The 25,931-nt window shown below is 54.0% G+C and carries 22 protein-coding genes; 9 read left to right on the top strand and 13 right to left on the bottom strand.

Going from position 1 to position 25,931, the window contains the following annotated elements; all coding sequences use genetic code 11:
• Positions 1 to 40 precede the first annotated feature (40 nt).
• Positions 41 to 361: an ArsR/SmtB family transcription factor gene (locus HMPREF2981_RS00245; RefSeq protein WP_048778647.1), complete on the top strand. Its 321-nt coding sequence runs from the start codon at positions 41 to 43 to the stop codon at positions 359 to 361.
• Positions 358 to 828 (top strand): SRPBCC domain-containing protein, encoded by a 471-nt coding sequence (locus HMPREF2981_RS00240; RefSeq protein WP_048778646.1) that lies wholly within the window; start codon positions 358 to 360, stop codon positions 826 to 828. The genes HMPREF2981_RS00245 and HMPREF2981_RS00240 overlap by 4 nt, the downstream gene beginning before the upstream one ends.
• 134 nt (positions 829 to 962) lie before the next feature.
• On the opposite strand, the gene HMPREF2981_RS00235 is transcribed toward HMPREF2981_RS00240, so the two are convergent.
• The 3 genes from HMPREF2981_RS00235 to HMPREF2981_RS00225 form a co-directional block, all read right to left on the bottom strand.
• On the bottom strand, positions 963 to 1,391 hold the full coding sequence (locus HMPREF2981_RS00235; protein WP_023133871.1) for a hypothetical protein: 429 nt from the start codon (positions 1,389 to 1,391) through the stop codon (positions 963 to 965).
• 116 nt (positions 1,392 to 1,507) lie between these two features.
• Positions 1,508 to 2,254: an SDR family NAD(P)-dependent oxidoreductase gene (locus tag HMPREF2981_RS00230; RefSeq protein ID WP_070659869.1), complete on the bottom strand. Its 747-nt coding sequence runs from the start codon at positions 2,252 to 2,254 to the stop codon at positions 1,508 to 1,510.
• Between the two features lie 285 nt (positions 2,255 to 2,539).
• On the bottom strand, positions 2,540 to 3,130 hold the full coding sequence (locus HMPREF2981_RS00225; protein ID WP_070659866.1) for a TetR/AcrR family transcriptional regulator: 591 nt from the start codon (positions 3,128 to 3,130) through the stop codon (positions 2,540 to 2,542).
• Between the two features lie 110 nt (positions 3,131 to 3,240).
• On the opposite strand from HMPREF2981_RS00225, the gene HMPREF2981_RS00220 reads away from it, so the two are divergent.
• Entirely contained in the window at positions 3,241 to 3,654 is a 414-nt protein-coding gene (locus HMPREF2981_RS00220; protein ID WP_048755122.1) for a VOC family protein, read from the top strand.
• 145 nt (positions 3,655 to 3,799) lie between these two features.
• Complete coding sequence (locus HMPREF2981_RS00215; RefSeq protein WP_070659863.1) at positions 3,800 to 6,001, top strand: S9 family peptidase; 2,202 nt, start codon at positions 3,800 to 3,802, stop codon at positions 5,999 to 6,001.
• 241 nt (positions 6,002 to 6,242) lie between these two features.
• Here the strand turns inward: HMPREF2981_RS00215 and HMPREF2981_RS00210 are convergent, their stop codons facing one another.
• From HMPREF2981_RS00210 to HMPREF2981_RS00165, 10 genes are all read right to left on the bottom strand, one after another.
• Positions 6,243 to 7,916, bottom strand: coding sequence for an ATP-binding cassette domain-containing protein (locus tag HMPREF2981_RS00210; protein ID WP_070659860.1), 1,674 nt, complete (start codon positions 7,914 to 7,916; stop codon positions 6,243 to 6,245).
• 221 nt (positions 7,917 to 8,137) lie between these two features.
• Entirely contained in the window at positions 8,138 to 9,643 is a 1,506-nt protein-coding gene (gatB, locus tag HMPREF2981_RS00205) for an Asp-tRNA(Asn)/Glu-tRNA(Gln) amidotransferase subunit GatB (protein WP_070449156.1), read from the bottom strand.
• On the bottom strand, positions 9,643 to 11,238 hold the full coding sequence (gene gatA / locus HMPREF2981_RS00200; RefSeq protein ID WP_070659857.1) for an Asp-tRNA(Asn)/Glu-tRNA(Gln) amidotransferase subunit GatA: 1,596 nt from the start codon (positions 11,236 to 11,238) through the stop codon (positions 9,643 to 9,645). Before gatA ends, gatB begins: the two co-directional genes overlap by 1 nt.
• Before the next feature lie 9 nt (positions 11,239 to 11,247).
• Positions 11,248 to 11,544, bottom strand: coding sequence for an Asp-tRNA(Asn)/Glu-tRNA(Gln) amidotransferase subunit GatC (gene gatC / locus HMPREF2981_RS00195; protein ID WP_004006192.1), 297 nt, complete (start codon positions 11,542 to 11,544; stop codon positions 11,248 to 11,250).
• A 260-nt stretch (positions 11,545 to 11,804) separates the two neighbouring features.
• Positions 11,805 to 12,500, bottom strand: a complete 696-nt coding sequence (locus tag HMPREF2981_RS00190) for a transglycosylase family protein (protein ID WP_172461385.1) — start codon at positions 12,498 to 12,500, stop codon at positions 11,805 to 11,807.
• A gap of 807 nt (positions 12,501 to 13,307) precedes the next feature.
• Complete coding sequence (gene ligA / locus HMPREF2981_RS00185) at positions 13,308 to 15,458, bottom strand: NAD-dependent DNA ligase LigA (protein WP_246825175.1); 2,151 nt, start codon at positions 15,456 to 15,458, stop codon at positions 13,308 to 13,310.
• A 129-nt stretch (positions 15,459 to 15,587) separates the two neighbouring features.
• Positions 15,588 to 16,508 carry a PP2C family protein-serine/threonine phosphatase gene (locus HMPREF2981_RS00180; protein WP_004006189.1) on the bottom strand — a complete coding sequence of 307 codons (921 nt, stop codon included), beginning with the start codon at positions 16,506 to 16,508 and terminating at the stop codon, positions 15,588 to 15,590.
• Positions 16,493 to 17,662, bottom strand: coding sequence for an adenylate/guanylate cyclase domain-containing protein (locus HMPREF2981_RS00175; protein WP_048755129.1), 1,170 nt, complete (start codon positions 17,660 to 17,662; stop codon positions 16,493 to 16,495). Before HMPREF2981_RS00175 ends, HMPREF2981_RS00180 begins: the two co-directional genes overlap by 16 nt.
• Before the next feature lie 165 nt (positions 17,663 to 17,827).
• Positions 17,828 to 18,319, bottom strand: coding sequence for a PH domain-containing protein (locus tag HMPREF2981_RS00170; protein ID WP_048778631.1), 492 nt, complete (start codon positions 18,317 to 18,319; stop codon positions 17,828 to 17,830).
• A gap of 2 nt (positions 18,320 to 18,321) precedes the next feature.
• The gene (locus HMPREF2981_RS00165) at positions 18,322 to 19,308 is read right to left on the bottom strand and encodes a biotin--[acetyl-CoA-carboxylase] ligase (RefSeq protein WP_168165913.1); all 987 of its coding nucleotides are present in this window, start codon (positions 19,306 to 19,308) and stop codon (positions 18,322 to 18,324) included.
• A 158-nt stretch (positions 19,309 to 19,466) separates the two neighbouring features.
• Between HMPREF2981_RS00165 and HMPREF2981_RS00160 the strand changes: the two genes are divergently transcribed.
• The 5 genes from HMPREF2981_RS00160 (at position 19,467) to HMPREF2981_RS00140 (ending at position 25,894) form a co-directional block, all read left to right on the top strand.
• Positions 19,467 to 19,751, top strand: a complete 285-nt coding sequence (locus HMPREF2981_RS00160) for a YciI family protein (RefSeq protein ID WP_004006185.1) — start codon at positions 19,467 to 19,469, stop codon at positions 19,749 to 19,751.
• 260 nt (positions 19,752 to 20,011) lie between these two features.
• Complete coding sequence (locus HMPREF2981_RS00155) at positions 20,012 to 21,610, top strand: acyl-CoA carboxylase subunit beta (protein ID WP_070659848.1); 1,599 nt, start codon at positions 20,012 to 20,014, stop codon at positions 21,608 to 21,610.
• A gap of 95 nt (positions 21,611 to 21,705) precedes the next feature.
• The gene (locus HMPREF2981_RS00150) at positions 21,706 to 22,089 is read left to right on the top strand and encodes an acyl-CoA carboxylase subunit epsilon (protein WP_048778628.1); all 384 of its coding nucleotides are present in this window, start codon (positions 21,706 to 21,708) and stop codon (positions 22,087 to 22,089) included.
• Positions 22,090 to 22,254: 165 nt separating this feature from the next.
• Positions 22,255 to 23,298 carry a restriction endonuclease gene (locus HMPREF2981_RS00145; RefSeq protein WP_048778626.1) on the top strand — a complete coding sequence of 348 codons (1,044 nt, stop codon included), beginning with the start codon at positions 22,255 to 22,257 and terminating at the stop codon, positions 23,296 to 23,298.
• Between the two features lie 163 nt (positions 23,299 to 23,461).
• Positions 23,462 to 25,894: a restriction endonuclease gene (locus HMPREF2981_RS00140; RefSeq protein ID WP_246825172.1), complete on the top strand. Its 2,433-nt coding sequence runs from the start codon at positions 23,462 to 23,464 to the stop codon at positions 25,892 to 25,894.
• Positions 25,895 to 25,931: the final 37 nt, after the last annotated feature.

Below are 25,931 nucleotides of genomic sequence, written 5' to 3'. Positions count from 1 at the left end.
ACCCTTGACATGTGACCATATAGTCACATATTGTCGAAGTATGGATGATGATGCAGTTTTCAAAGCTCTCGCAGACCCCACCCGCAGAAAGCTGCTCGATAAGCTCTATACCACCGGGGGCCTCACCCAGGGACAGCTTGAAGAAGGTTTGGGAATGACTCGCTTCGGAGTGGCCAAGCATCTGAGCATCCTCGAAGAAGCAAACCTTGTGATCACACAGCGCTCAGGCCGCCAAAAGCTCCACTACCTCAACGCTGTGCCGATCCGCCGTATCCATGACCGTTGGATCGATAAATACACCGCCCACCAAAGTTCAGCACTTCTTGACCCGCAGAAGAATTTAGAGGAGGAAGAATCATGAGCACCGCCGATAACCCAAGCACTCCCCCACGTCCCCAGAGGATCATCAGCTCGGTAATTATTCAAAACACCCCGCCGCAGCGCGTGTGGGAGGCGATCACACAGCCCGAGTTCACCTCTCAGTATTTCTTTGGTTCGCGGGTTGAAGTCACCGAGGACGAGCCGGGTCGCCTGCGCTACCTTTCCCCAGACGGGCGGGAAGTTTGGGGAGACGGCGCGATTCTGGAGTCTGACCCGCCGCGGCTTCTCGTCATAGAGTGGCGCTCGCTTTATCTTCCCGATGCGGCACACGAACCGGCAAGCCGCGTTACTTGGCAGCTTGAGCCGTGGACGGATGGTGCCACGAAACTCACGGTCACCCACGACCGCCTAGAAGACTCTCCCGTTACGGCGCAGAATGTGGCCTCACCTCGGGGCTGGTCGTTTGTGTTGGCAGGCCTCAAACGAGTTTTGGAAACTGGCGAATAAAACCCGGCATCCCCGCGAGCAGGTGGTTTTCGACACGGACAGGTAAGATTTTTCTACCTACTCGGTCAAATCCTACCTGCTCGGAAGGGTATAGACACCGCGCACAGCTGGATACGCAAAAGTACTGAGGGACGCTAGAAAGCCTCAGGCGTCTGCCAGGAGATCGTGCGGGGAACATCCTCGAAAAAGAAGAAAGAAATATTAAATTCCGGCAGTTCCACCGTCACGGAACCAACCTCTGCCGCTATGCCCCGTTCTCTCAGCTGAGCCACGAGTTCTTCGGCAGAAAGCCCAGCCAGAGGCAGCCCCTCAAAAGAGAATTCATCGCCATCAGCCCATGAAATTTCAATCAGAGAAACAAGGTCGTCTTCTCCAAGTTGGCATGCGATACTACTATGTTCTGAGCCTTCAAGAGCGAGACGACTATGAAGTGTACGGATGCTCCTGTCTGTGCCCGGCAGATCGGTAACTACCATCCTCGGCTCCGGGAGTTTCTGCCCGTAGAATTCAATCTTCTGCCCTAGAGGAAAACCGGGAAAACCCTCGCGTTTAAAGTCGTACATGTGTGACTCCTCAAGATGTGTGTCTCTCACACCATAAAGTTTTGCCGCGAACAGGTGGTTTTTGTCCGGAACAGGTAGGGCTCGGCCAAGTCCTACCTGCTCGCGGACGTCAGGATTTAGAGCTTATCGCCCATCGAGACGTCGATAATCTGCCCGGTAATTGTTTGCGATGCGTTCTGAGTCAGCAGACCAATTACTTCTGCTACGTCCTCAGGCTGGGTAACCTTCTTCATCGCGTTGCCGGATTTCACGAATTCGGCTGCCTCCGCATTATCGCGCAGCCAGGCGGCGTTAATGTCAGTATCGACCACGCCAGGCGCCACAAGGTTCACCGTAATCCCCTGAGGTCCAAGCTCAACCGCCATATTACGCACCAGGTACTCCAGTGCAATCTTACTCATGCCGTAGCCCGTCATGGCAGGGAACGCGTAGCGAGTCAGCACCGACCCGGTAAAAATATAACGCCCGCCCGGTGCGCTCATAAGCGGCACCAGCCCGGCAGCAAGTTCGTAGGGGGCAACCGTATTGATCTGCAGCAGACTGCGCAGAGCCTCTCCATTGAGCTCCTGGAAGGTTCCCTGCGTACCAACACCTGCGTTGAGCACAGCAACGTCGAGGGTATCCCCACCCAGCGCATCCTTCACGTGAGTCAGGAAGTCAGAAACGGACTGCGGGTCTGAGAAATCAGCCTGTACAGGTGTTACTTTTACTCCGTGTTCCGATGCGGCAGCCTCTACCTCGCTGAAGTCCGGGTTCTCCACGCGGTGCTGTGCAATCACGTGATACCCCAGCTGCGCCAGTCGAACCGCAGTCGCCTTACCAATACCGCGGCTTGCGCCGGTGACGAGAGCAATCTGTGCCATATTTCCTCCTTATATAAGCTGTGAAAGACGCTGAAAACTCAGCATCACCTTTCAAGCATAGTGAAACGGAAGTTGAGCTGTCTATCAAGGGTCACTGCGCACATCCCTAGATATGGCGTCGACAGATACACCGCTGCAGATTTCTATGTCCAGCGCAGGCATTGGCTCCGTGGGGCTCGCCTGCTGCGGCAGGCTGAACAATGAATCGCACCATCATGCTGCTGCACAAATCTGCTCTTTCAAATCAACTGACGCGATCTATCAGAACGATCGCGCAGGACGCTTTCAAGCTGAAATCCGTAACGATTCAAGAAGCCTCGTTAAGGTTTTCATCGTGTCTTCTAAAGCATCTGGGGAGTCGGTTTCGGCCAGCCACAGCGCTGCCTCATTCATCGCGCCAGAAAGCAGATGTGAAAGAGGCTCCACCGGCTGCTTTGCAATAATTTCCTGTTCCATAAGGGTCTTGAGGATGCCAGCCAAGAGCACCATTGAAGACGATTCATCGAGCGCCCGCCATTCATGCCACCCCAGAACGGCAGGCGCATCTACTAACATGATCCGCCGCACATTTGGTTCTATTGATGCAAGAATAAAAGTTTTGCTGCCCTCTACTAACTCTTCCCAAGGGGTGGCGCACGACCGAGCCGCATCTTCAATCTGACGCCCTACATCCCGCTGCACCTCACAGACGACAGCACGGAATAGGTCTTTCTTATTTTTGAAATGATGATATAGAGCCCCTTTAGTGATACCAAGCGAAGAGACGATATCGTCTATCCGCACGCTGGTATAGCCATCACGAGCAAACCTTTGGCGAGCCTCGGTTACAAGCGCTGAGACAGTAGCTTCACGCTGGGCGGCACGCTGTCCTTCCATACCTTTCCCCTTTTACATTGACATACCCAAAGTATGCCAGATATTTTTAACATACCTAGAGTATGTGAAACTTTTTGGATCCTAATTACCCGTATATGTAGGAGGAATACATGAATTTCATCGACCGCTACCCCCTCGTCGTTACCCCCGTGAAAGACTCTTCCCGAGACTTCTGGACGTCTTATTTTGACTTCCAAATTATCTTTGACAGCTCGTGGTTTACTCTTCTTGCTTCTCAAGACGGAGCTACATCTATCGCGTTCATGACGCCCGATCATCCTTCTGCACCTCCCGGATCTGAAAATTTCAACGGAATTGGGATATGCCTTGAGCTTGAAGTTCAAGATGCCACCGCCACCTATAACGATCTCAAAGCTCAGGGACTCGACATAACCTATCCTCTAACCAATGAGCCTTATGGGCAACGCCGTTTTGGGTTTTCGGACCCTTCAGGATTATGGGTAGATATTGTCGAGCAGATCGAACCTGCCGCAGGATACTGGGATAAATATATGTTCCCCTAATCTCAAAGAAATCAGCCACACATACTGAGACAACCGCGACATGCGGGCTACCTCAATTCGGAGATTTCTAGGACGATATGTGTACTGCCTCGTTACACTAGATAGCAAGCATATTTATCCAGGACTACTACGAGAAAAGAGCCCCATGAGCGACGTATCGAACACCACGCAGACAGAAGAAGTTCCCCTCGTCCCCGTCCCTAAAAAGGTTGAGCATATTCGTGAGTATCACGGTGATACTTTTATCGACCATTACGAGTGGATGCGCGATAAAGAAAATCAGGAAGTCCTCGACTACCTGAACGCGGAGGCAGACTACACCGCCGCCGTCACAGCGGATCAGCAGCCGCTACGCGAGCGCATCTTTGAGGAGATTAAGTCCCGCACCCTGCTCACAGATTTGACGGTGCCGAACCGCATCGGCGATTGGTGGTATTACAGCCGCATGGTTCCCGGCGGTCAGTACCCGATTTTCTACCGTTACCCTGCCCTGCATGAGGGCGACGAGGTGGTGCGCTACACTCCCCCGGTTATTAAGCCCGGCGAGCCGCTAGAGGGCGAATCGGTGGTGCTTGACTGCAATGATTACGCCAAAGACATGGAGTTCTTCGCACTCGGCGTGTTCCAGCCTTCACGTAACGGTAAGCTCCTGAGCATTTCTGTGGACGAGAAGGGCGACGAACGTTACGAGCAGCGCTTCCTCAACCTGGAAACCGGCGAGTTCCTGCCCGATACCATCCCGAATATTAGCGGCGGGTCGTTCTTCATCAACCATGCGCAGCAGCTCGTGTACACTGTGCCGGACGATTCGTGGCGGCCCTACCGCGTGTATGTGCACGATATTGGGGCGGGCACCGAAGACCACCTGATCTACGAGGAAACTGACCCCACCATGTGGCTGGGCTCTGCAATGAGCGCCGACCGTTCATCAATCGTACTCTCCAGCGGCAACTCCGAGTTTACCGAGGTTAGCCTGGTGCCTATTGCCGAGCCGAAGAGCACGCCGCGCGTGATCATTCCGAGGGATGCGCGCATCGAGTACCAGGCGGAGCCGATCACGATTGCCGGTGAAACCCATCTGCTGATTCAGCACGACTATAAGGCGCTGAACTCAGAGCTGGTGCTCGCCGATATGCCGCAGGACGGCGAATCTTTAGAGGAATATTCGAAACGTTGGGTTCCGGTAATTCGCCACAGCGAAAATGTTCGCCTCGAAGGGTTCACGCTCTCTGCGACCCACCTGGTGGTGACCGCCCGCGCGGATACGACCACCCGCCTGTTCCTTGCCCCGCGGGAGCAGCTGCCCGTGCAGTGGCGCCGCAAGAAGCCCGCAGGCATCACGTTCATGGAGCCTGCCGGGTTCGATGAAGAACTGTACACCGCTGGCGTGCTGCGTGCCGAGAACTATTCCCCGGTTATCCGCATCGCCTATACCTCATTCCTAACTCCGCGCCGCGTATACGATTACTTCCCCATGTCGCAGACCCTGCTTCTGCGCCGTGAGACCCCGGTGCTTGGGGGTTACCAGCGTGAGGATTATCGTGCCTACCGTGACTGGGCACCCGCCGCCGATGGAACCCTCATCCCCATTTCGGTGATTCACCGTGCCGATCTTGACCTGACGCAGCCGCATCCGGTGCTTCAGTACGCTTACGGATCCTACGAAATTTCGATGGACCCCATGTTCTCTATCCCCACACTGTCGATTCTGGACCGCGGGGTGGTGTACGTGATTGCGCATATTCGCGGTGGCGGCGAGATGGGGCGCACCTGGTACCTCAACGGCAAGAAGCTGCACAAGAAGAACTCATTCACTGATTTTGTGGATGTCACCGATTACCTAGCGACCAAGCCATGGGTGGACCCTGCACGTATCGCCTGCTACGGTGGTTCCGCGGGCGGACTGCTCATGGGTGCCGTGCTGAACCTGGCTCCTGAGAAATATGCGGTCTCAATAGCCCAGGTCCCCTTCGTGGATGCACTCACCACCATCCTTGACCCTGACCTGCCGCTTTCTGCTTTGGAATGGGAGGAATGGGGCAACCCCATTGAGGATAAGGAAGTGTACGAGTACATGAAGTCTTACACCCCCTACGAGAACATCCGCCCCGTGCGCTACCCCGCCATCGCGGCAGTAACCAGCTTGCACGATACACGCGTGTTCTATGTGGAGCCCGCCAAATGGATTGCAAAACTGCGCGAAACCATCGACCCGTCATCCCCCACCCCACTGTTGAAGATCGACATGACCGGCGGACATGGAGGCGGTTCCGGGCGGTATACCCGCTGGCGTGAGATCGCGTGGGACTACGCCTTCATCCTCACACACCTAGGGATTACCAAATAAGCGGGTATACCCTTCCGCACGCAGATTTGGTACCTCGCGCGCTCGGAATCTGCATGCTCCAGCCCGCTGGCGTGAGATCGCGTGGGACTACGCCTTTATCCTGACGAATCTGGGGATTACCGAATAAGCGGGTATACCCTTCCAATGTGTCCCCTTCCTCGGGGCACAAAAAAGGCTCTTTATTCCAATAAAGCGGCGAATAATACGCTGTATTGGAATAAAGAGCCTTTTTAGCAGGTTGTCAGGAATGCCCCACAAGCCCGCGTTCTAGGGCGGCCGCGTGCACATCATCCCAGGTTCCGGAGGCTACAAGCTCGCCGTCTTCCATGACAAGCACCTCATCGACCGCCGCCAAAATCTCGGGAACCGTACGGTGCGTAATGTAAACGAACCCTTTCATGCTCTCGAAAAGAGCACGCTCAACCCGTCCCGCCGTAGCGTGGTCCAACCCAGTGGTAAGCTCATCCACAATGTAGAAAGAGCGTTCGTGCAGGAGCATACGTGCAAGCAAGATACGCTGTTTCTCTCCGCCGGAAAGCGACCTCAAATCGTCGCTCAGCATATAGTCAAGACCCCTCACGGAAACCCATTCACCCAGACCTGCGCGCTCACAAGCCCTGAGAATCTGCACATCCGGCACCGACGGATCGTACAGGCGAATATTTTCGCGCAGGCTATCGTGCAGCAGATGGCTGTCCTGCGCAAGCAGACCCAAGGAAGCGTGCATATCCTGTTCGGCAATCTCACGCAGATCGCGCACTTGCGCCGATTCATGCACCTCAATAGTTCCGCTGTATTCGGGGTGATTTCCAAAAAGAGGTTTGAAAAGCGTAGATTTGCCCGAGCCGGATGCGCCAATCACCAGATACTTTTTACCAGTCTCAAATATGAAACTCACACCACACCCCGCCGACTTTTCGCCCAACGGCTTGACGTCACGATAGGTAATTGCGTCCAGTGTGAGAGGCCCACCCGATCGGTCATCTTCCACAGCGGGTACTTCCGCATTAATCTTGCGGATAATCTCACGACCTGCATAATACTGGGTCAGCAAACCCGTAGACATAAACAGCGGCATGCAAATCATACCGGTCAACTGGGCAAAAGCGACCACCTCGCCCACGCTCGATAGCCCCGAGAGCACCAACGCCCCACCGGCAAGCCACGTTCCCAAATACAGAAGTTTCGTGAACATACTATTGACGGCGTCTACACGCTCCTGCGTGCGCTGATAGCTCCGCGCCGCCACGTACCATTCACTCAATTCTTCAGAAAAGCGTTTAGCCACGAATGAGTATGCGCCCAGGATCTTCCACCCCAAAGCACTGCGGAGCGCATCACCGCTAACCTCGTTCAACGCGTCGGTCCGCGAAGCATAAACTTTCGTCACGGCGCCAATACGTTTTCGAGTCAGCATCGGCATCAAACCCACCGGCAGGCTCAGCGCAAGAACAGCGCACGCCATGAACGGGTTCAGAATAAAAGCAGCGACAATGGCGAGAATAAGCTGCGTGGCAAGGTACCCGCCCCAGAAAATAACGTCAATATAGTTGGTTTTAATGTTTTCAAGCTGACTCGTGAACTGCGAAAAATAATATTCGGAGCTCCTGCCCGTCAACCGCGCTACGGGAGAAAGCCCGATGCGGCGGAACAGTTCTGCACGCAGATTATTCTGAATCTGCACCCCAGCGAGAGCGGCACGATACTGGCATGCGTAATGAAAAAATGTATCGACGATAAGGTATACGGGCACGGCAAGAAACATCAGGAGAAAAAGCTTACGATCGTCCGTGATAACGGCATCGGAAAGGTACTTAATGAGCACACTTTCAAGCACCGAACTTACAGCAAGCACAAAAGTAAGCACGATAAGCATTAGGAGGGTCCCCGAGCTGAGACTTCGTATAATCTTCATGCTTTCCTATCCAGTTTACTATGCTGCATATCACTACTTTACCGTATGAGGGTGAATGTGCCGCGTGTCTGCTGCGGGCTTATCCCTTACTCATCGCGCTGCTGCACTCTATTCAGCATAAAAAGGCTCTTTATCCGAATAAAGCGATAAAAAATACGCTTTATTCGGATAAAGAGCCTTTTTAGCACCCAGTTATAGCATTTATCAGGGTGCTTAGGTAATTAGCCTTCCACACCGCAGGCCTGCAGAATAAGCTCACGCACGCGAGCCGCATCCGCCTGACCTCGGGTAGCCTTCATGACTTGGCCAACGATTGCGCCCGCTGCCTGAACCTTACCGGCACGAATCTTATCGGCAACATCCGGCATGGCCGCCAGAGCCTCCTCAACGGCGGCGGTGAGCGCACCATCGTCAGAGACCACAGCAAGACCGCGAGCCTCAACGATCTCGGCAGGCTTACCTTCGCCAGCAAGCACATACTCCAGAACCTTACGGGCGATCTTATCGTTGATCTTACCCTCGCCGATCAGCGTTTCAAGCTCCACCACCGTTGCGGGTTCAACTCCCAAATCGGTTAGTTCAACTTCCGCCTGCTTAGCTTTGCGGGCGATCTCGCCCATCCACCACTTGCGGGCAGCGGATGAGCTAGCCCCGGCGGCAATAGTCTGCTCAATAACGTCAAGAGCGCCAGCGTTGACCACGTCACGGAACTCTTCATCTGAGTATCCCCACTCCGCCTTCAACCGGCGGCGACGTTCCGCAGGAGGCTCGGGCAGGCTTGCACGCAGCTCTTCAACCCACGCCGTCTCGGGTACCACGGGCACCAGGTCGGGTTCCGGAAAGTAGCGGTAATCGTCAGCATCAGATTTGGGACGCCCTGATGAAGTCTCACGGGTATCCTCATGCCAGTGGCGGGTTTCCTGCTGAATTTTCTCACCACGCTCCAAAATAGCAGCGTGACGGCGAATCTCATAGCGTACCGCACGTTCCACCGAGCGCAGGGAGTTAACATTCTTCGTCTCCGAACGAGTACCGAATTTCTCACTCCCCTTGGGCATGAGCGACACGTTTGCGTCACATCGCACGTTACCGCGCTCCATGCGAGCGTCCGAAATACCCAAGCCTTTGACAATCTCACGAATCGCCGCAACATAGGCGCGTGCCAGTTCAGGCGCACGTTCGCCAGCGCCCACAATCGGGCGGGTCACAATCTCGATTAACGGAACACCGGCGCGGTTATAGTCCACCAGCGAGAATGCAGCGCCCTGGATGCGCCCGTCGGCACCGCCCACATGGGTGAGCTTACCGGCGTCTTCCTCCATATGCGCGCGCTCAATCTCAACGGTAAAGACGGTTCCATCTTCGAGTTCCACGTCCAGCTTGCCATTCTCAGCGATAGGGCCGTGATGCTGCGAGGTCTGGAAGTTCTTCGGGGAGTCCGGGTAGAAGTAGTTTTTACGCGCAAAATACGAGATAGGTGCGATATCGCATCCCAAGGCAAGACCCAGCTTAATAGCTGATTCAACTGCAACCTTGTTCACCACGGGAAGCACACCGGGCAGCCCAAGCGAGACCGGGGTGATATTGGTGTTCGGTTCATCCCCGAAAACGTTCGGAGCGGCATCGAACATTTTGGTGTTTGTATTGAGCTCTACATGCACCTCAAAACCAAGCACCGGATCATATTTCTCGATGGCTTCTTCGAAGCTGAGGACTTCTTCACTCATTACTTGGTACCCCCAAAGTCAAAGTCGCTAATCAGATTTTCGGTGTTGGGAATGCGGGTGTAGAACGGCGCGCCCCAGGTATCATTCAGAAGCGCTTCCAAACCGGCACCCACCCGGTACAGGCGTGCATCCTCGCGTGCGGGGGCGGTGAACTGTATGCCCACAGGCAGTCCGTCTTCGTCAGCAACGCCTGCCGGAAGCGAAATCGCGGGAACCCCTGCAAGGTTTACCGGCACGGTTGCCACGTCACCCAAGTACATCGCCATGGGGTCACCTTTAGTTTTCTCACCCAGTTTGAAGGCGGTTGTTGGCGAAGTCGGAGAAACCAGCACATCGCATTTCTCGAAAGCCGCGGTGTAATCACGTTGAATGAGGGTGCGCACGCGCAATGCCGCACCGTAGTGGGCATCGTAGTTACCCGCTGAAAGCGCATAGGTACCCAAAATGATGCGGCGCTTAGTCTCGTCGCCAAAACCAGCTTCGCGGGTAGCTGCCATAACGCGCTCGATGGTCACAGGGCCGTCTTCGGGTATAACGCGCAGACCGTACCGCACGCCGTCGTATTTTGCCAGGTTTGAAGATACCTCGGAGGACATAATCATGTAGTAGGCGCTAATCGCTTCCTTCACTGAAGGAAGCGAAACTTCTACAACCTCAGCCCCAGCCTTCTCCAGCAACTTTAGGGCGTCGTGGAAACGGTCAAGAACGCCCTGTTGGAAGCCACTGCCGGAACCGCCACCGAGTTCTTTAATAACGCCGATGCGCATCCCTTTGAGGGATTCAGGGTTGGCACCCTCAAGAGCCTGAGCCGCAAAAGGACCGACTGGCTCATTCAAAGAGGTAGAATCCATGGGGTCGTGACCGGCGATAGCTTCGTGAAGCATCGCGGTATCAAGCACGGTACGAGCGCAGGGACCTACTTGGTCAAGCGAAGACGCCATAGCAATTACGCCGTAGCGGGATACCGAACCGTAGGTCGGTTTTACGCCTACAGAACCGGTGAGGGAGGCAGGCTGGCGAATAGATCCACCTGTATCAGTTCCAAGAGCTAAGGGAGCCTGGAAAGCCGCAACAGCGCTGGCAGAGCCGCCGCCAGAGCCGCCGGGGGCACGATCAAGCGCCCAGGGGTTACGAACTACGCCGAATGCCGAGTGCTCATTCGAGGAACCCATAGCAAACTCGTCGAGGTTAGTCTTCCCCAAGATTGGCATGCGTGCTGCACGCACCTTGCGAGTTACGGTACCGTCATAGGGACTCATCCATCCTTCAAGCATGCGCGATCCAGCGGTGGTGGGCTGTCCCTTTGTGACGATCAAGTCTTTAACAGCGATGGGTACACCAGCGAGCACGGGCAGCTCTTGACCTGCCGCACGGTCAGCATCAACAGCCTGCGCGGTCTCCAGGGCTTCCTCACGGTTGATGTGCAGGAAAGCGTTCAGACCACTTTTACCGTCAGCGCGGTTCTCGCTGAGTGGGGTGCCATCGGTTGCTTCAATGCGATCTATATGCGCCCGGGTAAGCTCAACGGCAGAAATCTCACCGGCTGCAAGTTTTTGAGCGGCTTCAGCCGCAGTGAGCACAATAAGTTCGTTCACGTCTTCCCCTTAGTCTTCGTCGAGAATTGCGGGCACGCGGAATTTGCCATCCTGCGCATCGGGGGCACCTGAAAGCGCCTCTTCCTGGGTGAGGGTCTGCCCCACAACATCTTCACGCAAGACGTTCTGAAGCGAAATCGGATGGCTGGTCGGGGGTATGTCTGGGGTGACGGTTTCAGACAGATGCTCCATCGAGCTGACAATAATATCGAGCTCTGCCGCCATAGCGTTGAGCTCGTCCTCGGTCATCTCGATGCGTGCCAGTTCGGCAAGGTGCTTAACCTGCTCGGTGGTGATGGCAGACATGATTCTCCGTTAGGTATACTTTCAATTCTCTATCTAGTGTACCCGCCGGCTCGCAGATATGCTGACGTATCGGTGATCTAGCAAGAGAGTTTTTAGATTTACAGGGACTCCAAACCTATAGCCTGCACAGAATAGATTTTCGCTCTGGCATTCATAAGTCTGGAGTGTAAAAGGGCAGTATCGTGCCTAGACGCATATGAGCCCCACCTTCCCAAAGGAAGGTAGGGCTCATATGTCTACGTTAAGGTGAACTCCCTAAATTATGCGGGGATGTTCAGAACCTGACCGGGGAAGATCAGGTCAACGTTGTAGACAACGTCGGTGTTAGCAGCTGCGATTGCCTGGTAACCACCAGCAACGCCGAGCTGAGCAGCGATACCGGAGAGGGTATCACCGGACTGCACGGTGTAGGTGCCAGCAGCGGTTGCTGCGGGTGCCTGAGCTGCAGGTGCTGCTTCCTGAACAGGTGCTGCAGGAGCTTCCTGAGCAGGAGCCTGAGTCGTAGGTGCGGGAGCAGCAGGTGCTGCTTCCTGAACGGGCTCGGAGTAGGACTGCTGAGCCTGTGCCTGAGGTGCTACCTCCTGCTGAGCTGCACCGGGATCGGTGTAGGAGGGGGTTGCGTTACCGGACAGACCGAGCTTCGAGGAGCATGCGGGCCATGCGCCCCAGCCCTGCTGTGCAAGCAGACGCTCTGCTGCCTCAATCTGCTGTTCACGGGAAGCGTTCATGGGGGAACCGGACATGCCGACACCGTTCCAGGACTGCTGGGTGAACTGCAGACCACCGTAGAAACCGTTGCCAGTGTTGGTTGCCCAGTTACCACCGGACTCACACTGTGCCAAAGCATCCCAGGTGGATGCCGGTGCTGCGTTTGCAGCAGGCGCGGCAGCGGCTGCAGCTGCACCACCAATAGCGAGAGCAGCAACAGTACGGCGGATTGCGGAAGTGTTCTTCATAATGCTCCAAATAAGGCCATCCACGCTCACTCCGTCCCCGGAGCTTCATAGCGTTACCGCTCACCCGTTTTAACAAATTGATTACTTGTCGAGGCTCTACCATGTGAGCGGCTATCCACGTGATTCGCACTTCCGCCATAGTCGCGTATTGCGGGGTAGACGGCAGAGGCGCATCCTCACGTGGGGACGTGCGGTAGAACCGGGCATCGTTTTGGGGTTTCCGGTCCCAAAACTAAATTTCTGATTGACTCCCAATAAAGGAATCGTTCTGCAGATAAAGATAGCTGAGAAAACTCAAGATTCCAACCTCTTCTATGCTCTCAGCAAGCGTTCTGAGTTCTCACAGGGAACTCCCAGGTAAATTAACTCAGGGTAGGCTAAGTTCAAACTTTTAAAACCTCGATTCCTACTCATCCATTGCCATACCAAGGAAGCATACAAGAACAACTCTTCTATATTCTGTTTCTGGGGGTGGGCTTTATCATTTCGTAATAGTGACCCTCCACCCATTTAAAAATTTTTTAAAAAATTTTTCGCTTGCGGCGTGTTTTAAGGGTTCATGACGACATGAGTCCAAACCACTTAACAGCTCTGCGGCGCGATGGCGCGCCTTAGCATATATGCACGGTCTTTGGGAGATTATGTGCTTATGTCACCCCATATAGAGCTATTTTCGGGCGTTAACAACTCTATTACCGGGTTTCAGGCCCTTCATCGCAGTACATCATAGCTGCGCTGCCCCACACCAAATACCAGCTACAGCGTAACCTTTCGCCGTTATTTGGTAGATAACTCGGCGTAAGAGTCCTACTCCCCCGGTGTTAGCGCATCGGGCCCGTGGGCCAAAAGTTTCGTGAACCCGTCTTCATCAAGAACCGGAATTCCCAGGGCCTCGGCCTTATCGAGTTTTGACCCCGCAGAGGCTCCGGCAACCACAAAATGGGTCTTCTTAGACACAGACCCGGAGGCACGCCCGCCCCGCACGATAATCGCTTCCTTCGCGCTGTCACGGCTATAGTTCACAAGGGTTCCGGTCACAACCACGGTCACGCCTTCGAGCGTGCGTTCTATTGACGCGTCACGCTCATCTTCCATACGCACACCGGCATCCGCCCAACGGGCAAGAATTTCGCGATGCCAATCCGTTGCAAACCATTCGATAATCGAATCGGCGATAACGCCGCCCACACCATCAACAGCCGCTAACCTATCCCGGTCAGCCTGGGCGATCGCATCCATAGAGCCAAATTCGGTGGCAAGGGCTCGCGCCGCAGTTGGCCCCACATGGCGAATCGATAAGGCCACAAGCACGCGCCAGAGAGGCTGCGATTTTGCTTTCTCAAGCTCTACGAAGAGATTTTGTGTGTTCTTCGTAGGAACAGGGTCTGGCTTTGCTTTCGTGGGCTTCGTATAGAAGTACGGAACAAGCTCAAACTTGCCGGTACCCACCCCCTTGACCTTCTTCTCGCGGCGAATTTTCACATCGCGTAGATCTTCGGCGGTGAGATCGAAGAGGAACGCCTCACTCGTGAGCGGAGGCTGCTCAGGCTCGGCGGGAGCTGTCAACGCCTTAGCCGCCTCAAAGCCGAGTGCTTCAATATCGAAAGCACCCCGCGACGCGGCGTAGTAGATGCGCTCGGTCAGCTGCGCCGGGCAGGAACGGTAATTGGGGCAGCGCATATCGACGTCGCCCTCTTTACCGGGAGCCAACGTCGTACCGCAGGAAGGGCACTCGGTGGGCATAACGAACTCGCGTTCATGACCGTTACGAAGAGCAACAACAGGCCCCACGATCTCGGGAATCACGTCGCCAGCCTTACGAAGAACCACGGTGTCTCCGATAAGCACACCCTTGGCCTTCACCACATCCTGATTATGTAAGGTTGCGCGTTCAACGGTAGAGCCCGAGACAAGCACGGGTTCCATCACACCATAGGGGGTCACGCGGCCGGTACGCCCAACATCCACGCGAATATCGAGAAGCTTGGTGTTAACCTCTTCGGGCGGGTATTTATACGCTACAGCCCAGCGCGGCACTCGTGAGGTGTACCCCAGTTGAGTTTGCGCTACAAAGTCGTTGACCTTGATGACGATGCCGTCGATCTCGTGCACCAGGGAATGGCGTTTTTCACCGTACTCGGCGATATACCGAAGAATATCATCGACTGAAGTAAAAAGTTTGCTGTACGGACTGGTGGGAAGTCCCCAAGCGGCCAATTGCTCGTAGGTTTGGTACTGGGAGTTTACCTCTAGCCCAGCCCGCGAGCCCACGCCGTGAACATACATGCTCAGGGGGCGTTCGGCGGTCACGGCAGGATCTTTCTGGCGCAGGGAACCTGCCGCAGCATTGCGGGGATTAGCAAACGGGTTCTTCCCCTCAGACACCATTTTTTCGTTAAGTTTCTTGAAATCTGCCGATGAAATGAAAACCTCACCGCGTACTTCAAGCTCCGCCGGATGGTTCTCCCCCGCTAATTTCTGCGGGATCGAGGCTATAGTGCGCACATTATGGGTTACATCCTCACCCGTAGTGCCATCACCACGAGTAGCCGCACGCACCAACACACCGTTACGATACAGCAGATTGACCGCAAGACCATCAATCTTCAGCTCCGTAAGCCACTGCGGTGCGGCACCGGTGAGAAGACGGGTATTTTCCTCGGCCTTTGTTAGCCATGCCCGAAGCTCCTCAAGAGAAAAAACATCCTCAAGGGAGTACATGCGTACCAGATGGGTTACCGGCGAAAAAGCCTCGCTGACTTCTCCACCTACCTCTTGGGTAGGCGAATCGTTAGCAATCAACGCGGGATATTGTGCCTCAATCTGCTCAAGCCTGCGGTAGAGCTTATCGTATTCGGCATCCGAGAGAGTCGGGGCATCTTCCTGATAGTAGTCATGCCGGGCGGCGCGAATAGTATCGGTCAGCTCAGCATATTCGGCGCGAATAGTATCGGTCAGCTCAGCGCTCGAATCTAGCGCCTTGAGGGCACGGTCAAGGGATGCGGGAGTTTCAGCAAGATTTTCAGTCACTCCACTAGTCTAACCGTTCGCTTTCCCCGATGCGCCGGTTAATGTCACGGGGAAAGACTAGTCTTGCGCTTCTATGGCGTCAGCAACAATCACGGTAATATTATCGCGACCGCCCGAGCGCAGCGCCTCATGCTGAAGCACATCGGCGGCATCTTGCGGGTGACGTATAGAAGTAAGAACACGCGCCATATATTCATGGGAAAGCTCGCCAGAAAGACCGTCCGAGCAGAGCATCAGACGGTCGCCCGCTCGTGCGGGAAGCACCCAAAAATCGGGTTCCCAAAAATTACCTGTACCTAGTGCACGGGTAATCACATTTCTGCGCGGGTGCGTTAGGGCTTCAAGCTGAGTAATCTGCCCTTCATCCACCAGATATTGAACCTCAGAGTGATCAGTAGTGACCTGCTCAAGAGATACATTGCCCTCGTTGCCCGGCAGGCGTTCCATTTCAGCATGGTGAATACCATCGTCTTCACGCATCAACCGGTATGTACGAGAATCGCCAATATTAAAGACAACCCACAGGTACTGCTGACCTATATTGGTAAGCCACGCGCCGGTTACGGTGGTACCGCCTGAACGCGAGAGCGCATCTTTAATACTGTCGTTCGTTTCACCCAAAATCTCACGTGTGCGATCAAGGGCACGCACAATTTCATGGTTCAGTTCATTTGTTAAACGACGATGACGTTGCTTTGAATTTTTATCTTGGTAGTCCTGTTTAATCTTTTCGACACGCTGGCGGTAGTTTTCTTGTTCTTCTTCGCTCATACCGCCGGGTCGAGTAAAAAAATGCGAATACGCCAGCTGACGTACACACAACCGCGATGCGACCTCTCCCGCTTCGTGACCGCCCATACCGTCGGCCACCACGCATAGAGACCCCGCTACAGCCATCGAGTCCTCGTTGTTGTCACGATGAGCCCCACGATGAGTCGCACCACCGGTGCGCAGGGTCAGGTTCAAGGGAGTTGCCATGATGTATCGTTCTCCGTTATGTAACTAGCGCCGGGCGTAACCGCCACAGGGTCTACATTACCAAAGCTACGCACGTTGCGTGTGCCTTGGTACGTCAGAGTAAAGCGGTCGCCATACTCTTTGAGCGTTTCGGCGGTCTCGCTATCGGTCAGCACAGAACCAGGTTCCGCGAGAGATACCAGCCGTGAAGCAAGGTTTACGCTCGAACCATAAACATCTCCACGATTCGCCAGGACCTCGCCCCAAATAAATGCTACACGCACTTCTGGCAGTTCAGGGTCTTTTCCGATTTGCTCCGCCAGTTTCAGACTGATCTCGGCGATAGCCTCGGGAGCCTCCGTGAGGAAGAAAACTTCATCGCCTAGAGTCTTAATGATGCGCCCGCCACTCGGAGCAATAATATCGAGACAGCTTTGCTCAAAACGGTTGATAAGACGCGCTAATTCGGGGGCACTCAGGTTACGAACCAGGGAGGTATACGACACCAAATCAACGAAACCTACACCCCGCACGAGGGGGAGCTGAGCCGGTTCCGGCCCCAGCTTTTTATTCTCGCGCAGAGCGAGACGAAGAACACCCGTATACATTTGACGGCGGTAAGCGTAGAGCGCGAGTTCTTCGAGAACCGGCATGAGATCTGCAAGACGGAAAAGAAGCTGACGGCGTGCCTGCGCATCGTCTACACCATCACGATCCATAATGTCGTGCACCAGCGTTTCAATCTGCCACGCCACAATGCGATCGGTCAGCTGCCCTACAGAACGTGTCAAAGAGACAATGCTCTCTTCCGCAACAAGATTCGTTCGGTTGAGATTCTCCAGGTCTTCGAGCATATTGACGTCGAGTTCTGTGAAATGGGGATCGGCGGCGTGAATATCAGGAAAACCCATATTGCGCCAGATCCGGCGAGCATCTTCAAGGCTCATCTGCGCGGCAGCAGCGGCTTCTCCAGGTTTATACCGGCGGCCCTCTCCCAGCAGGGCGCGTTCAAGCACGCGTACGCCTTCTTTTGAGGTTTCGTCACGGTAAATATTGTTTTGCGCCAGGTTCTGCAGAATACGCAGATTCAACATCTGGGTTTCAGGACCCAACGTTCGGGGATTCTTATACGGGGTAGCCTCAACGCTATCGCCAGATAGGCTCTCATGAGTCATAGGCGTTGAGTTCTCCTTCCTTGTCCCCTGGATATATGCAGCACACTGTATTCGGGTGCAATATTTCACATTAAGAATACCCGTGTGCTCTTCCGGGCAGACATAAAAAGTATGCTTGCCCACATTATTCTACCCTTACCAGGCAAAAATCTCGCCCGCTAGACCCTAAACATAACTAACACGTAACGGATAGTAGTCCTGCCAGGCATGCTCGACAATATTCCGGAACCGTTCGGGGTTTGGAAGGTGCATAAGCTGGTGCCGAAACCCTCCTGCATAATCAACATGGAAAGATCCGTACCCCATCCAAGCGCCCAGGCTACTCTGCGAAACCCAACGATTTCCCATGCCGTCAAGCAGCAAGGATATGTCAGCCTTACGGCGCATCAGGCCCTTAATAATCATGATGCGATGCGTAGTGATAGCGTACCGTGTGACAGACCAGCGCCATATCTTACGAAGAGCCACCAGAGCGGTAACCGCAGCTACCACACTGCCCGCCCAGAAGAGCAGCCCCGATGATCGTGCGGTCGAGGCAAAACTTGCTGAGGTAAAGGCCACCAGCAGGTAGACGAAGGCTCCCACAAGAGCGCCGGGATGAGCCCTCGTTAGGATAATGGTCTGTTCGCCGGGGTAGAGTTTGCCACGCAGTTTCATGCTTATGCCTTTGCAGAAGTATTAGGGGTTATCTCAGACGGTGCTAGCGTTGGAGAATCTTCCTGTCTGAGGGCAGGATAAAAATTACCGTAGCTTCCATCTGCCGGACGCAAATGTTCAATGTCTCCTACGGAATAGGCCTGCACGGCACCGGTTGTATCACGAATTAGGATGCGCCCTTGAGCATCAAGATCGGTTGCAACTCCGGTGACGATGCGTCCATCAGGAAGGTGCACCGATACCTCGGCTCCCAGCGTCACCGTGGCGGCACGTGCCTGATCAAGCAGAGACTGTCCGCACAACAAAGTTTTTTGGGGGTCTCCCCCAACACTTACAAACTCACGATAGCGACGGGCAAAAATGGTCAGCATACGGTTCAAAACCACATGGTTATCAACGGGTTCACCGCGTTGGATAAGAGCGCTCGTGGCGGTCGGTACAGGCACCTGGTCTTCACGCATATTCAGGTTCTGCCCAATCCCCACGACAATGCTCAGGCGATCTTTCTCCCCCGGCGCTTGAGTCGGTTCGCTCAGGAGCAGGGCGAGAATACCGCATGCCTTACGACCTTGAATGACCAGATCATTGGGCCATTTTAAGGCGGCATCAAGCCCCAGTTCACGCCAGACATCGAGCACGCTCAGCCCGGCAAGCATGGTCAGCCAATGGTAGCTTGTGATCGGCAGCTGCTGCCCAATACCAGCATGGGGGCGCACCACAATGCTGGTGGCTAAGCAAGTACCTGCAGGAGCTGTCCACGAGCGGTCCATACGTCCTTTTCCGGCAGTCATATAAAGGGTGGTAAAAACCGACAATTCCCCCAATTCGGTACGTTCGCACGGTTCCCCGCGTGTAAGGCGCCGAACAATTTCGGTGTTCGTCGTATCGACAACATCGTAAACACGCACGAAGCTGTACCCTGCCTCACGTGCTTCGGGGAGAATACGGGACGGATCAAGGATTGCAGGCCTCTGGTCTGGTAGCGACATATGTACCATCATAGTGGCTCGGAGCCTTGTACACTCTGTACTTCGTGATGCTGAGCTCTCATACGGGTGTGAGATAGTAGAGTAACTGGGGTCTACGCCCTGCGCGTACCCTTGGAGACAGATAACCACCGGTAAATACCACAGGAAAGGAACCCGTCATGGCATACTATGTCATTTCTTACGTCTACGGAGACCCAGCCCTTCAGGATGCACATCGTCCGGCGCACCGTGAATACCTCTCTACACGCGTTCAGGAAGGTACGATCGTAGTTTCCGGTCCGCTTCTGAAAGACTCGGTGTCCGTAGGTGCTCTCCTGATCGCTCAAGTTGATTCTTTTGATGCCGCCGAGACCATCGTCAAGAACGACCCCATGAAAATTGGCGGTGCCGTCGAGTCCTACACTATCGGCGAATGGAACCCGGTTCTGGGCAGCATCCGCTAGTTTTACCCCTCAGCACCGTTTTCGACCCGCCGCTTTGTGCCCTCACCAGGCAACGAACCGGCGGGTTTATCCCGATGGAGCATAGGAATCTGAGGCAACACATATGACGAAAATACGCGGGTACCTGGCACCATGACCGCCCCGCACACTATAGTTGATAGGGTAGCTTTTCTAGCCTGAGAAAACCTACTATCCGTATCGACACCGCACGTCATAAACACCCTCTACCCATGATGCGTGCCGCACGAATCGAGGAATACATGTCTGAGAACGCTCAGGAATACGACTTGAGTACGACCGCCGGTAAACTCGCCGATTTTTATGCTCGTCGCGAGCAGACCCTTGCCCCCGGCGGGCAGGCCGCTGTAGATAAACAGCATGCACGCGGTAAGAATACGGCACGCGAGCGCATCGACATGGTTCTCGATGAGGGTTCTTTTGTAGAGTTTGACGCCTTAGCTCGCCACCGTACCACGGCTTTCGGTATGGATAAGAAAAAACCACTCGGTGACGGCTTAGTCTCAGGCTACGGCACCATTGATGGGCGTCTTGTCGCTATCTATTCTCAAGATTTTACGGTGTACGGGGGTTCGCTCTCGCAGGTGAACGGCGAGAAGATCGTGAAGGTGCAGAAGTTTGCCCTCAAGAATGGCTGCCCGGTGATCGGCATTAACGATGGCGGCGGGGCTCGCATCCAGGAGGGGGTGGCCTCTCTGGCGCTGTTTGCCGATATTTTCCGGATGAATGTGCGTTCTTCGGGCGTTATTCCACAGATTTCAATTATTATGGGTCCCTGCGCAGGTGGTGCCGCATACTCCCCCGCGCTCACTGATTTTATTGTGATGGTCGATAAAACCTCACATATGTTTATCACGGGTCCGGACGTTATTAAGGCGGTCACCGGTGAGCAGGTCGACATGGAAACCTTGGGCGGCGCCCGTCAGCATAATGCAATGACCGGCACGAGTGCCTACCTTGCCGAAGATGAAGAAGACGCTTTCGATTTCGTGCGGGAGCTTTTGGAATTCTTGCCCTCCAATAACCTGTCAGAGTCGCTGCCGTTGGATCATGATCAGGAGTTTGAGGTCGTGGTGGATGATCTGGATCTTGATACTCTCATCCCCGATTCTGCGAATCAGCCTTATGATATGCGCAATGTGATCGAGTCCGTGGTTGATGATGGGCATTTCTTCGAGCTTCAGGCGTTATTCGCCCCGAATGTCATGATTGGTTATGCCCGTGTGGAGGGTCGCACAGTGGGTATTGTGGCAAATCAACCTACACAGTTTGCGGGATGTCTCGATATTGCCGCCGCTGAGAAGGCTGCGCGTTTTGTGCGTAATTGCGATGCTTTCAATATTCCGATTTTGACGTTTGTGGACGTTCCCGGATTCTTGCCGGGTACGGATCAGGAGTTCAACGGTATTATTCGCCGCGGTGCTAAACTGCTCTACGCCTATGCGGAGGCGACTGTACCGCTCATTACGATCATTACCCGCAAGGCTTTTGGTGGCGCATATATTGCGATGGGGTCAAAAACTCTGGGAGCCGATATTAACATGGCGTGGCCTACCGCCCAGGTGGGTGTGCTTAATGGTCAGGGTGCGGTCAATATTCTTTATCGTCGTGATCTTGCCGCAGCTGCGGAGGCTGGCGAAGATGTTGAGGGACGCCGTTCTGAGCTGATTGAGCAGTATGAGGAAGAGATTCTGAACCCGTACCAGGCCGCCGAGTTGGGGTATGTGGATGAGGTTATCGCTCCGCATGAGACCCGTGTGCGTATTATCTCTTCTCTTCGCGCACTGCATGATAAACGTGCCGCTATGCCAGCGAAGAAGCATGGGAATATTCCGCTGTAGTTCTTGACTGCTCTTAGTTCACGTTGTGATGCAGTACTGACCGGAGTTCGAACCAAGATACTGCATTATCGGTTATTTATTGTCAGGAGGCGCCTGTGGCAGGCTACAATCCGCTGAATTATTTCTCCTTCGGGAAGAAGAAGGATGCTCCTACGACTCCCAAAGAGTCCGCTGATCAGGTTTTACCGCAGGACGGCACTTCGGAGGCTGCCCCGCATGCTGATACCGTGGATCCTGCGGATATTCAGGATGATTCACAATCTTCCGAGCAGCCTCTGCTGCGTGTTATCAAGGGTAATCCGACGGTTGAGGAGATTGCCGCACTCACCGTATTGGTAGCTTCATATCAGAGTTCGCAGGCTCAGCAGGAGCACAATTCGATTCTGACGGCGGCTTCTCGTTTGCTTAACCGGCGTCAGCGGCTGGGGGCTTCGCTGCGTCCCGGTCCGGGATCGTGGCGTAGGGCTCGCCCGATGTAACCTTGCCTTCGCTGCGGCAAAATATCGAGTCTCGTGCGCTATAACGTACGAGGCTCGACGTATATGAAGAGAAATACGTATGGCTTCTCTGGAAGATATTTAGATGCCCTATATACTAGGTATATATAGCGAACCACACTAAAATGCCCGAAAGGTGGTTCAGGTATGTCTAAAGAATACAAAAATTATGCTGTGCCGCTTGAGGCCGTTGAGATTCTTTTTCTGCCGGCTCTGCGGCGGCTTAGCCGTGCAGTCCCCCGCACCGTGGCGGATATATCGCAGTCCCTCTCTGAACAAACACACGCTTTAGGCACCAAAGAAGAACTTCAGGATCTCAAATCCGATGCTTTTATGCACCAGGTCAAGGCTACGCTCCAGGCGATGGCTCGCTTGGACTATGTGCTGGTCGTTCCCAAAACCACAACCTCGAAAACTCGCTATCTGCTCAGCGATTCCGGTGCCGACATTCTAACGGCGCAGATTCGGCGCCGCGGCAGCGTCATTCCCCAAAGCGCTCGATATGAGCTCCAAAAACTTTTTACTCCGCTTTATGCAAGCGCTCCTAAGGATCCAGACAAACTGGATTCCCACGATACCCCAGCCCAAGATAAACACGAACATAGTTCGTATACCCCGATGACCACCCCGTTGAGCTCCGGTGCGTCTTTGCGGGATGCGCATCCCGATCTTATTTTGGCTCAGGCGGCATATGCGGCAGATTTTGCCGGTGATCTTATCGAACGTATTTATGCTGTTTCACCGACATATTTTGAATATATTGTGGCAGATGTCTTTAATTCTTTAGGGACTTTTCATGCAGCAGTTACAGGCGGTCCTAACGATCACGGGATTGATGTTCTAGTACATTATCCTAAAGAACTTTGTTTTCCGCCTATCTATGTTCAAGCAAAACATTATTGCGGATCATCAAAAGTAACCCTCCGCGATATTCAAAAATTTGCTGGAGCAGTTCTTTTACACAATGGGTTACAGGGTGTTTTTGTTACCTGTGGAGAATTTGCTGCGCAGGTTCCGCAACAAATGGAAGCTCTTCCCGGGGGCAACCGCATTGCTCTGGTTGATCGTGACCGTTTAGTTTCACTGATGATTCGACACCGTGTGGGGGTCATTCATACTCCGGGAGAATGCACCTACAGAATTGATGAAGAGTACTTCTCCCGCGGGATTCCGCAGGATTCTCATGAGTGATACCTTCGAAGGACAGCAGAATCCTGTATAAATAGACCGCAAAGCTGGATCAGCAGTTCTGCGCGCCTTCCTGCCATAATTCATCCTTTTGGATGAATACACTTATTCCTTTTTCCCGTTTATACTAGTAGAACAGTAAATATAGATATCAACAGGGGTACTTGTGACCATCGTAAATACGAACATGCTTCGGCATGAGAAAACACCGGTAGATAACATTCTTAAAGCGCTTTCCTGGGATGATATTCCAGAGGAATACCGCGATGATTGCCGTGATATTGCGGTTCGAGCGGCATTAGCGCTTTTGCGCCAATTTGAACGAGCACATGAGCACGGACAGAAACTGCTTTTTCCCGAACTTTACACTCCAGTTGGGGTTGAAATAGGTTTCACCATGACCCAGCGCTATATTGCGGTGGGTAAATCCGTGCTATTTCGTGATGCGATTGACAAAATTATTGTCGCATTCGTAAATCATGATTATCTTGATGTATCGCTCAGTAATCTGCATCCGGGAAATTTGCTCTATTCTTTGAGCGAACGTGGGCTTGATTTTCTTCAGCGCGCTGAGGACGAACAGCGTGAAATTCTAGAGGATCTTTTCTATCCCATTATTGGCACGCATTTGTTCTATATGCAGGATTACTATCCGCGACTGCTGGCTCAAATTAATGTGCGCAATATTGCTCCTATTGCCCTATCGGTTATTCCGCTGCATCTGAGCGTTACAGAGAGTAAACTTCGTGAGCTTGTGATGCGCGAATGTGGCTTTGTGCAGGGATGGTACGGTCTCACCCAACTGGAACAGCAGCTTTTTGAGACATCATGCGCCGAATCTGTGCGTGGACTTCTTGATGCAGGCTACCTGCGCCCTAAGGAGCACCACGATAAGATCGCATATGCGCTCACGACCGAGGGTAAGAATCTGCGGTACAGTTTCCCGCACGGGGTACCTGCCCAAGCACTCAGCGATATTTTCGATGATGCTCCCGTCTCCCTGCTCACGGTGGATCAGCTTAAACACCATGAGAAACTTCTCATTCGTATGGGGCGCGTCATCATGGATGCGGTACTCGCCAAAGGCGAGAACGCGAAGCTGCCCCTGGCCGATGTGGATCGTGCTATTGCCCAGGATGCTGAGATTCAGCAGCTTGCAGACGAAGACTCTCCTGAGTATTTGCAAGGACGCGAACATGTTTATGACGTGCTGTTGGCGCATCGTTACCTTGAAGAGGGAGATGAAGATGAGCAAGAGGTCTTCATGGTGGGGACTGCCTACGCCGATGCTCTTAGTAGCGTAGAGGACGGCTCGATTGACGAGTTGATGCGCCGTGCGTTCCTCGATCCCGCGGCGGCGGAACAGATTCCGCATCCGCATCATATGCTTTTCGATATTCTGGCCTTGGTGCGTGACAACCCGGATATCAATTTCTACGACCTGTTCGCGAAGGTTGAGGACACGCTGGATTTGCCGTATCTGCAGGCTCGTTTAGCGCCGCATCGCTCCAATACGACTCCTCGCGTGCGCAACCGGTACGCGGTTGCGGTTCAGGTTTTGAAGCAGGAAGGCTATCTGCAGGTTCACGGTGGACAGAGCGGTAGGCTTTCTCGCAAGGATCCCGAACGGTACACACTTACGCAGAGCGCCATAGAGCTTTTGGATCGCTTCCCCAACGGTATTCCGGAGACTGTTGCCGCGCGTATCGTACCGCTTCAGAAGCAGGCACTTCGGCACAAACTTCCCGAGGATATTGCGGCTGCGCTCAATACTGGCCGTAAACCTTATGAGAAGCGAGAGCATTCTCAGGATTCCTATTCCTACCAGAATTCGCGCGGGCATTACGGGTCGGGTCCTCGCTCGGGCTATGGTGCCCCCGTTCAGGCGACCCCGCAGAACATTGCCCAGGCGCAGGGTGGTTCGGGTATTTCTTCGGCAGCTTACGCTTCTGCACAGTCTTTCACCCAGCCTGCCCCCGCCTACCAGGCACCTGCGCCGGTACCGTCTCAGACACCCGGTGTAGAGCAATCGTCGGATGCACCTTCGGACGCTCTCAGCGCCGTCGAAGCCGCAAGGAATGCCGTGCAGGATGCGCAGAGGCGCTACCGCGATATCTTCAAACGTGCGCTTCTTCAGCCCCAGCTGCAGGCGGTGACGAAGGACCGTTTCACCGATATTGCGGCAGACTTGTTCTCAGTACGCGGATATACGGCTGAACGTGCGGATGCTTCACAGGGTGTTCAGGTTATTGCTTACCCCTCTGGTGGGCAACGCGACCGCGCATTCTATGTGCGGGCTCAGCGCTCAGCCGACGGTACGGTCAGCGTACAGGATATTACCAACCTGTACCTCTCTCTGGAACAATTGGGCGGTCAACTGGGTGCGTTTATCACGGATGGAACTTTCGGTGATGATGCATACGATGAGTACATTCGATGCTCCACCAAGTACCCGCATATTCTGGTGGATCTTATCGCGGGCGACGAGCTCATGAACCGTCTAATTGCCCATCGTTTGGGTATTCGTGACGGTCGGGTGCCCGGGACTATAGAGCTCGATGACGCGTATTTCAGCGGTTCTGGCTCCGCTGCATCGTAATTATCTTAAGTACCCCTCACGCGACGGTGGCTGATAA

The organism is Rothia sp. HMSC069C01, from assembly GCF_001814655.1.
Classification (GTDB): Bacteria; Actinomycetota; Actinomycetes; order Actinomycetales; family Micrococcaceae; genus Rothia; species Rothia dentocariosa.
Note: the sequence above shows the minus strand (reverse complement) of the source record. Positions and strands in the feature narration are given on the sequence as shown.

What these genes read in the sequence shown, in the direction of transcription:
- HMPREF2981_RS00210 (WP_070659860.1), bottom strand. Translation starts at nt 7,916, where the DNA reads ATGAAGATTATACGAAGTCTCAGCTCGGGGACCCTCCTAATGCTTATC.
- HMPREF2981_RS00190 (WP_172461385.1), bottom strand. Translation starts at nt 12,500, where the DNA reads ATGAAGAACACTTCCGCAATCCGCCGTACTGTTGCTGCTCTCGCTATT.
- HMPREF2981_RS00240 (WP_048778646.1), top strand. Translation starts at nt 358, where the DNA reads ATGAGCACCGCCGATAACCCAAGCACTCCCCCACGTCCCCAGAGGATC.
- HMPREF2981_RS00230 (WP_070659869.1), bottom strand. Translation starts at nt 2,254, where the DNA reads ATGGCACAGATTGCTCTCGTCACCGGCGCAAGCCGCGGTATTGGTAAG.
- HMPREF2981_RS00235 (WP_023133871.1), bottom strand. Translation starts at nt 1,391, where the DNA reads ATGTACGACTTTAAACGCGAGGGTTTTCCCGGTTTTCCTCTAGGGCAG.
- HMPREF2981_RS00180 (WP_004006189.1), bottom strand. Translation starts at nt 16,508, where the DNA reads ATGGCAACTCCCTTGAACCTGACCCTGCGCACCGGTGGTGCGACTCAT.
- HMPREF2981_RS00220 (WP_048755122.1), top strand. Translation starts at nt 3,241, where the DNA reads ATGAATTTCATCGACCGCTACCCCCTCGTCGTTACCCCCGTGAAAGAC.
- HMPREF2981_RS00175 (WP_048755129.1), bottom strand. Translation starts at nt 17,662, where the DNA reads ATGACTCATGAGAGCCTATCTGGCGATAGCGTTGAGGCTACCCCGTAT.
- HMPREF2981_RS00145 (WP_048778626.1), top strand. Translation starts at nt 22,255, where the DNA reads ATGTCTAAAGAATACAAAAATTATGCTGTGCCGCTTGAGGCCGTTGAG.
- gatC (WP_004006192.1), bottom strand. Translation starts at nt 11,544, where the DNA reads ATGTCTGCCATCACCACCGAGCAGGTTAAGCACCTTGCCGAACTGGCA.
- HMPREF2981_RS00165 (WP_168165913.1), bottom strand. Translation starts at nt 19,308, where the DNA reads ATGTCGCTACCAGACCAGAGGCCTGCAATCCTTGATCCGTCCCGTATT.
- HMPREF2981_RS00170 (WP_048778631.1), bottom strand. Translation starts at nt 18,319, where the DNA reads ATGAAACTGCGTGGCAAACTCTACCCCGGCGAACAGACCATTATCCTA.
- HMPREF2981_RS00225 (WP_070659866.1), bottom strand. Translation starts at nt 3,130, where the DNA reads ATGGAAGGACAGCGTGCCGCCCAGCGTGAAGCTACTGTCTCAGCGCTT.
- HMPREF2981_RS00160 (WP_004006185.1), top strand. Translation starts at nt 19,467, where the DNA reads ATGGCATACTATGTCATTTCTTACGTCTACGGAGACCCAGCCCTTCAG.
- HMPREF2981_RS00155 (WP_070659848.1), top strand. Translation starts at nt 20,012, where the DNA reads ATGTCTGAGAACGCTCAGGAATACGACTTGAGTACGACCGCCGGTAAA.
- HMPREF2981_RS00215 (WP_070659863.1), top strand. Translation starts at nt 3,800, where the DNA reads ATGAGCGACGTATCGAACACCACGCAGACAGAAGAAGTTCCCCTCGTC.
- HMPREF2981_RS00245 (WP_048778647.1), top strand. Translation starts at nt 41, where the DNA reads ATGGATGATGATGCAGTTTTCAAAGCTCTCGCAGACCCCACCCGCAGA.
- gatB (WP_070449156.1), bottom strand. Translation starts at nt 9,643, where the DNA reads ATGAGTGAAGAAGTCCTCAGCTTCGAAGAAGCCATCGAGAAATATGAT.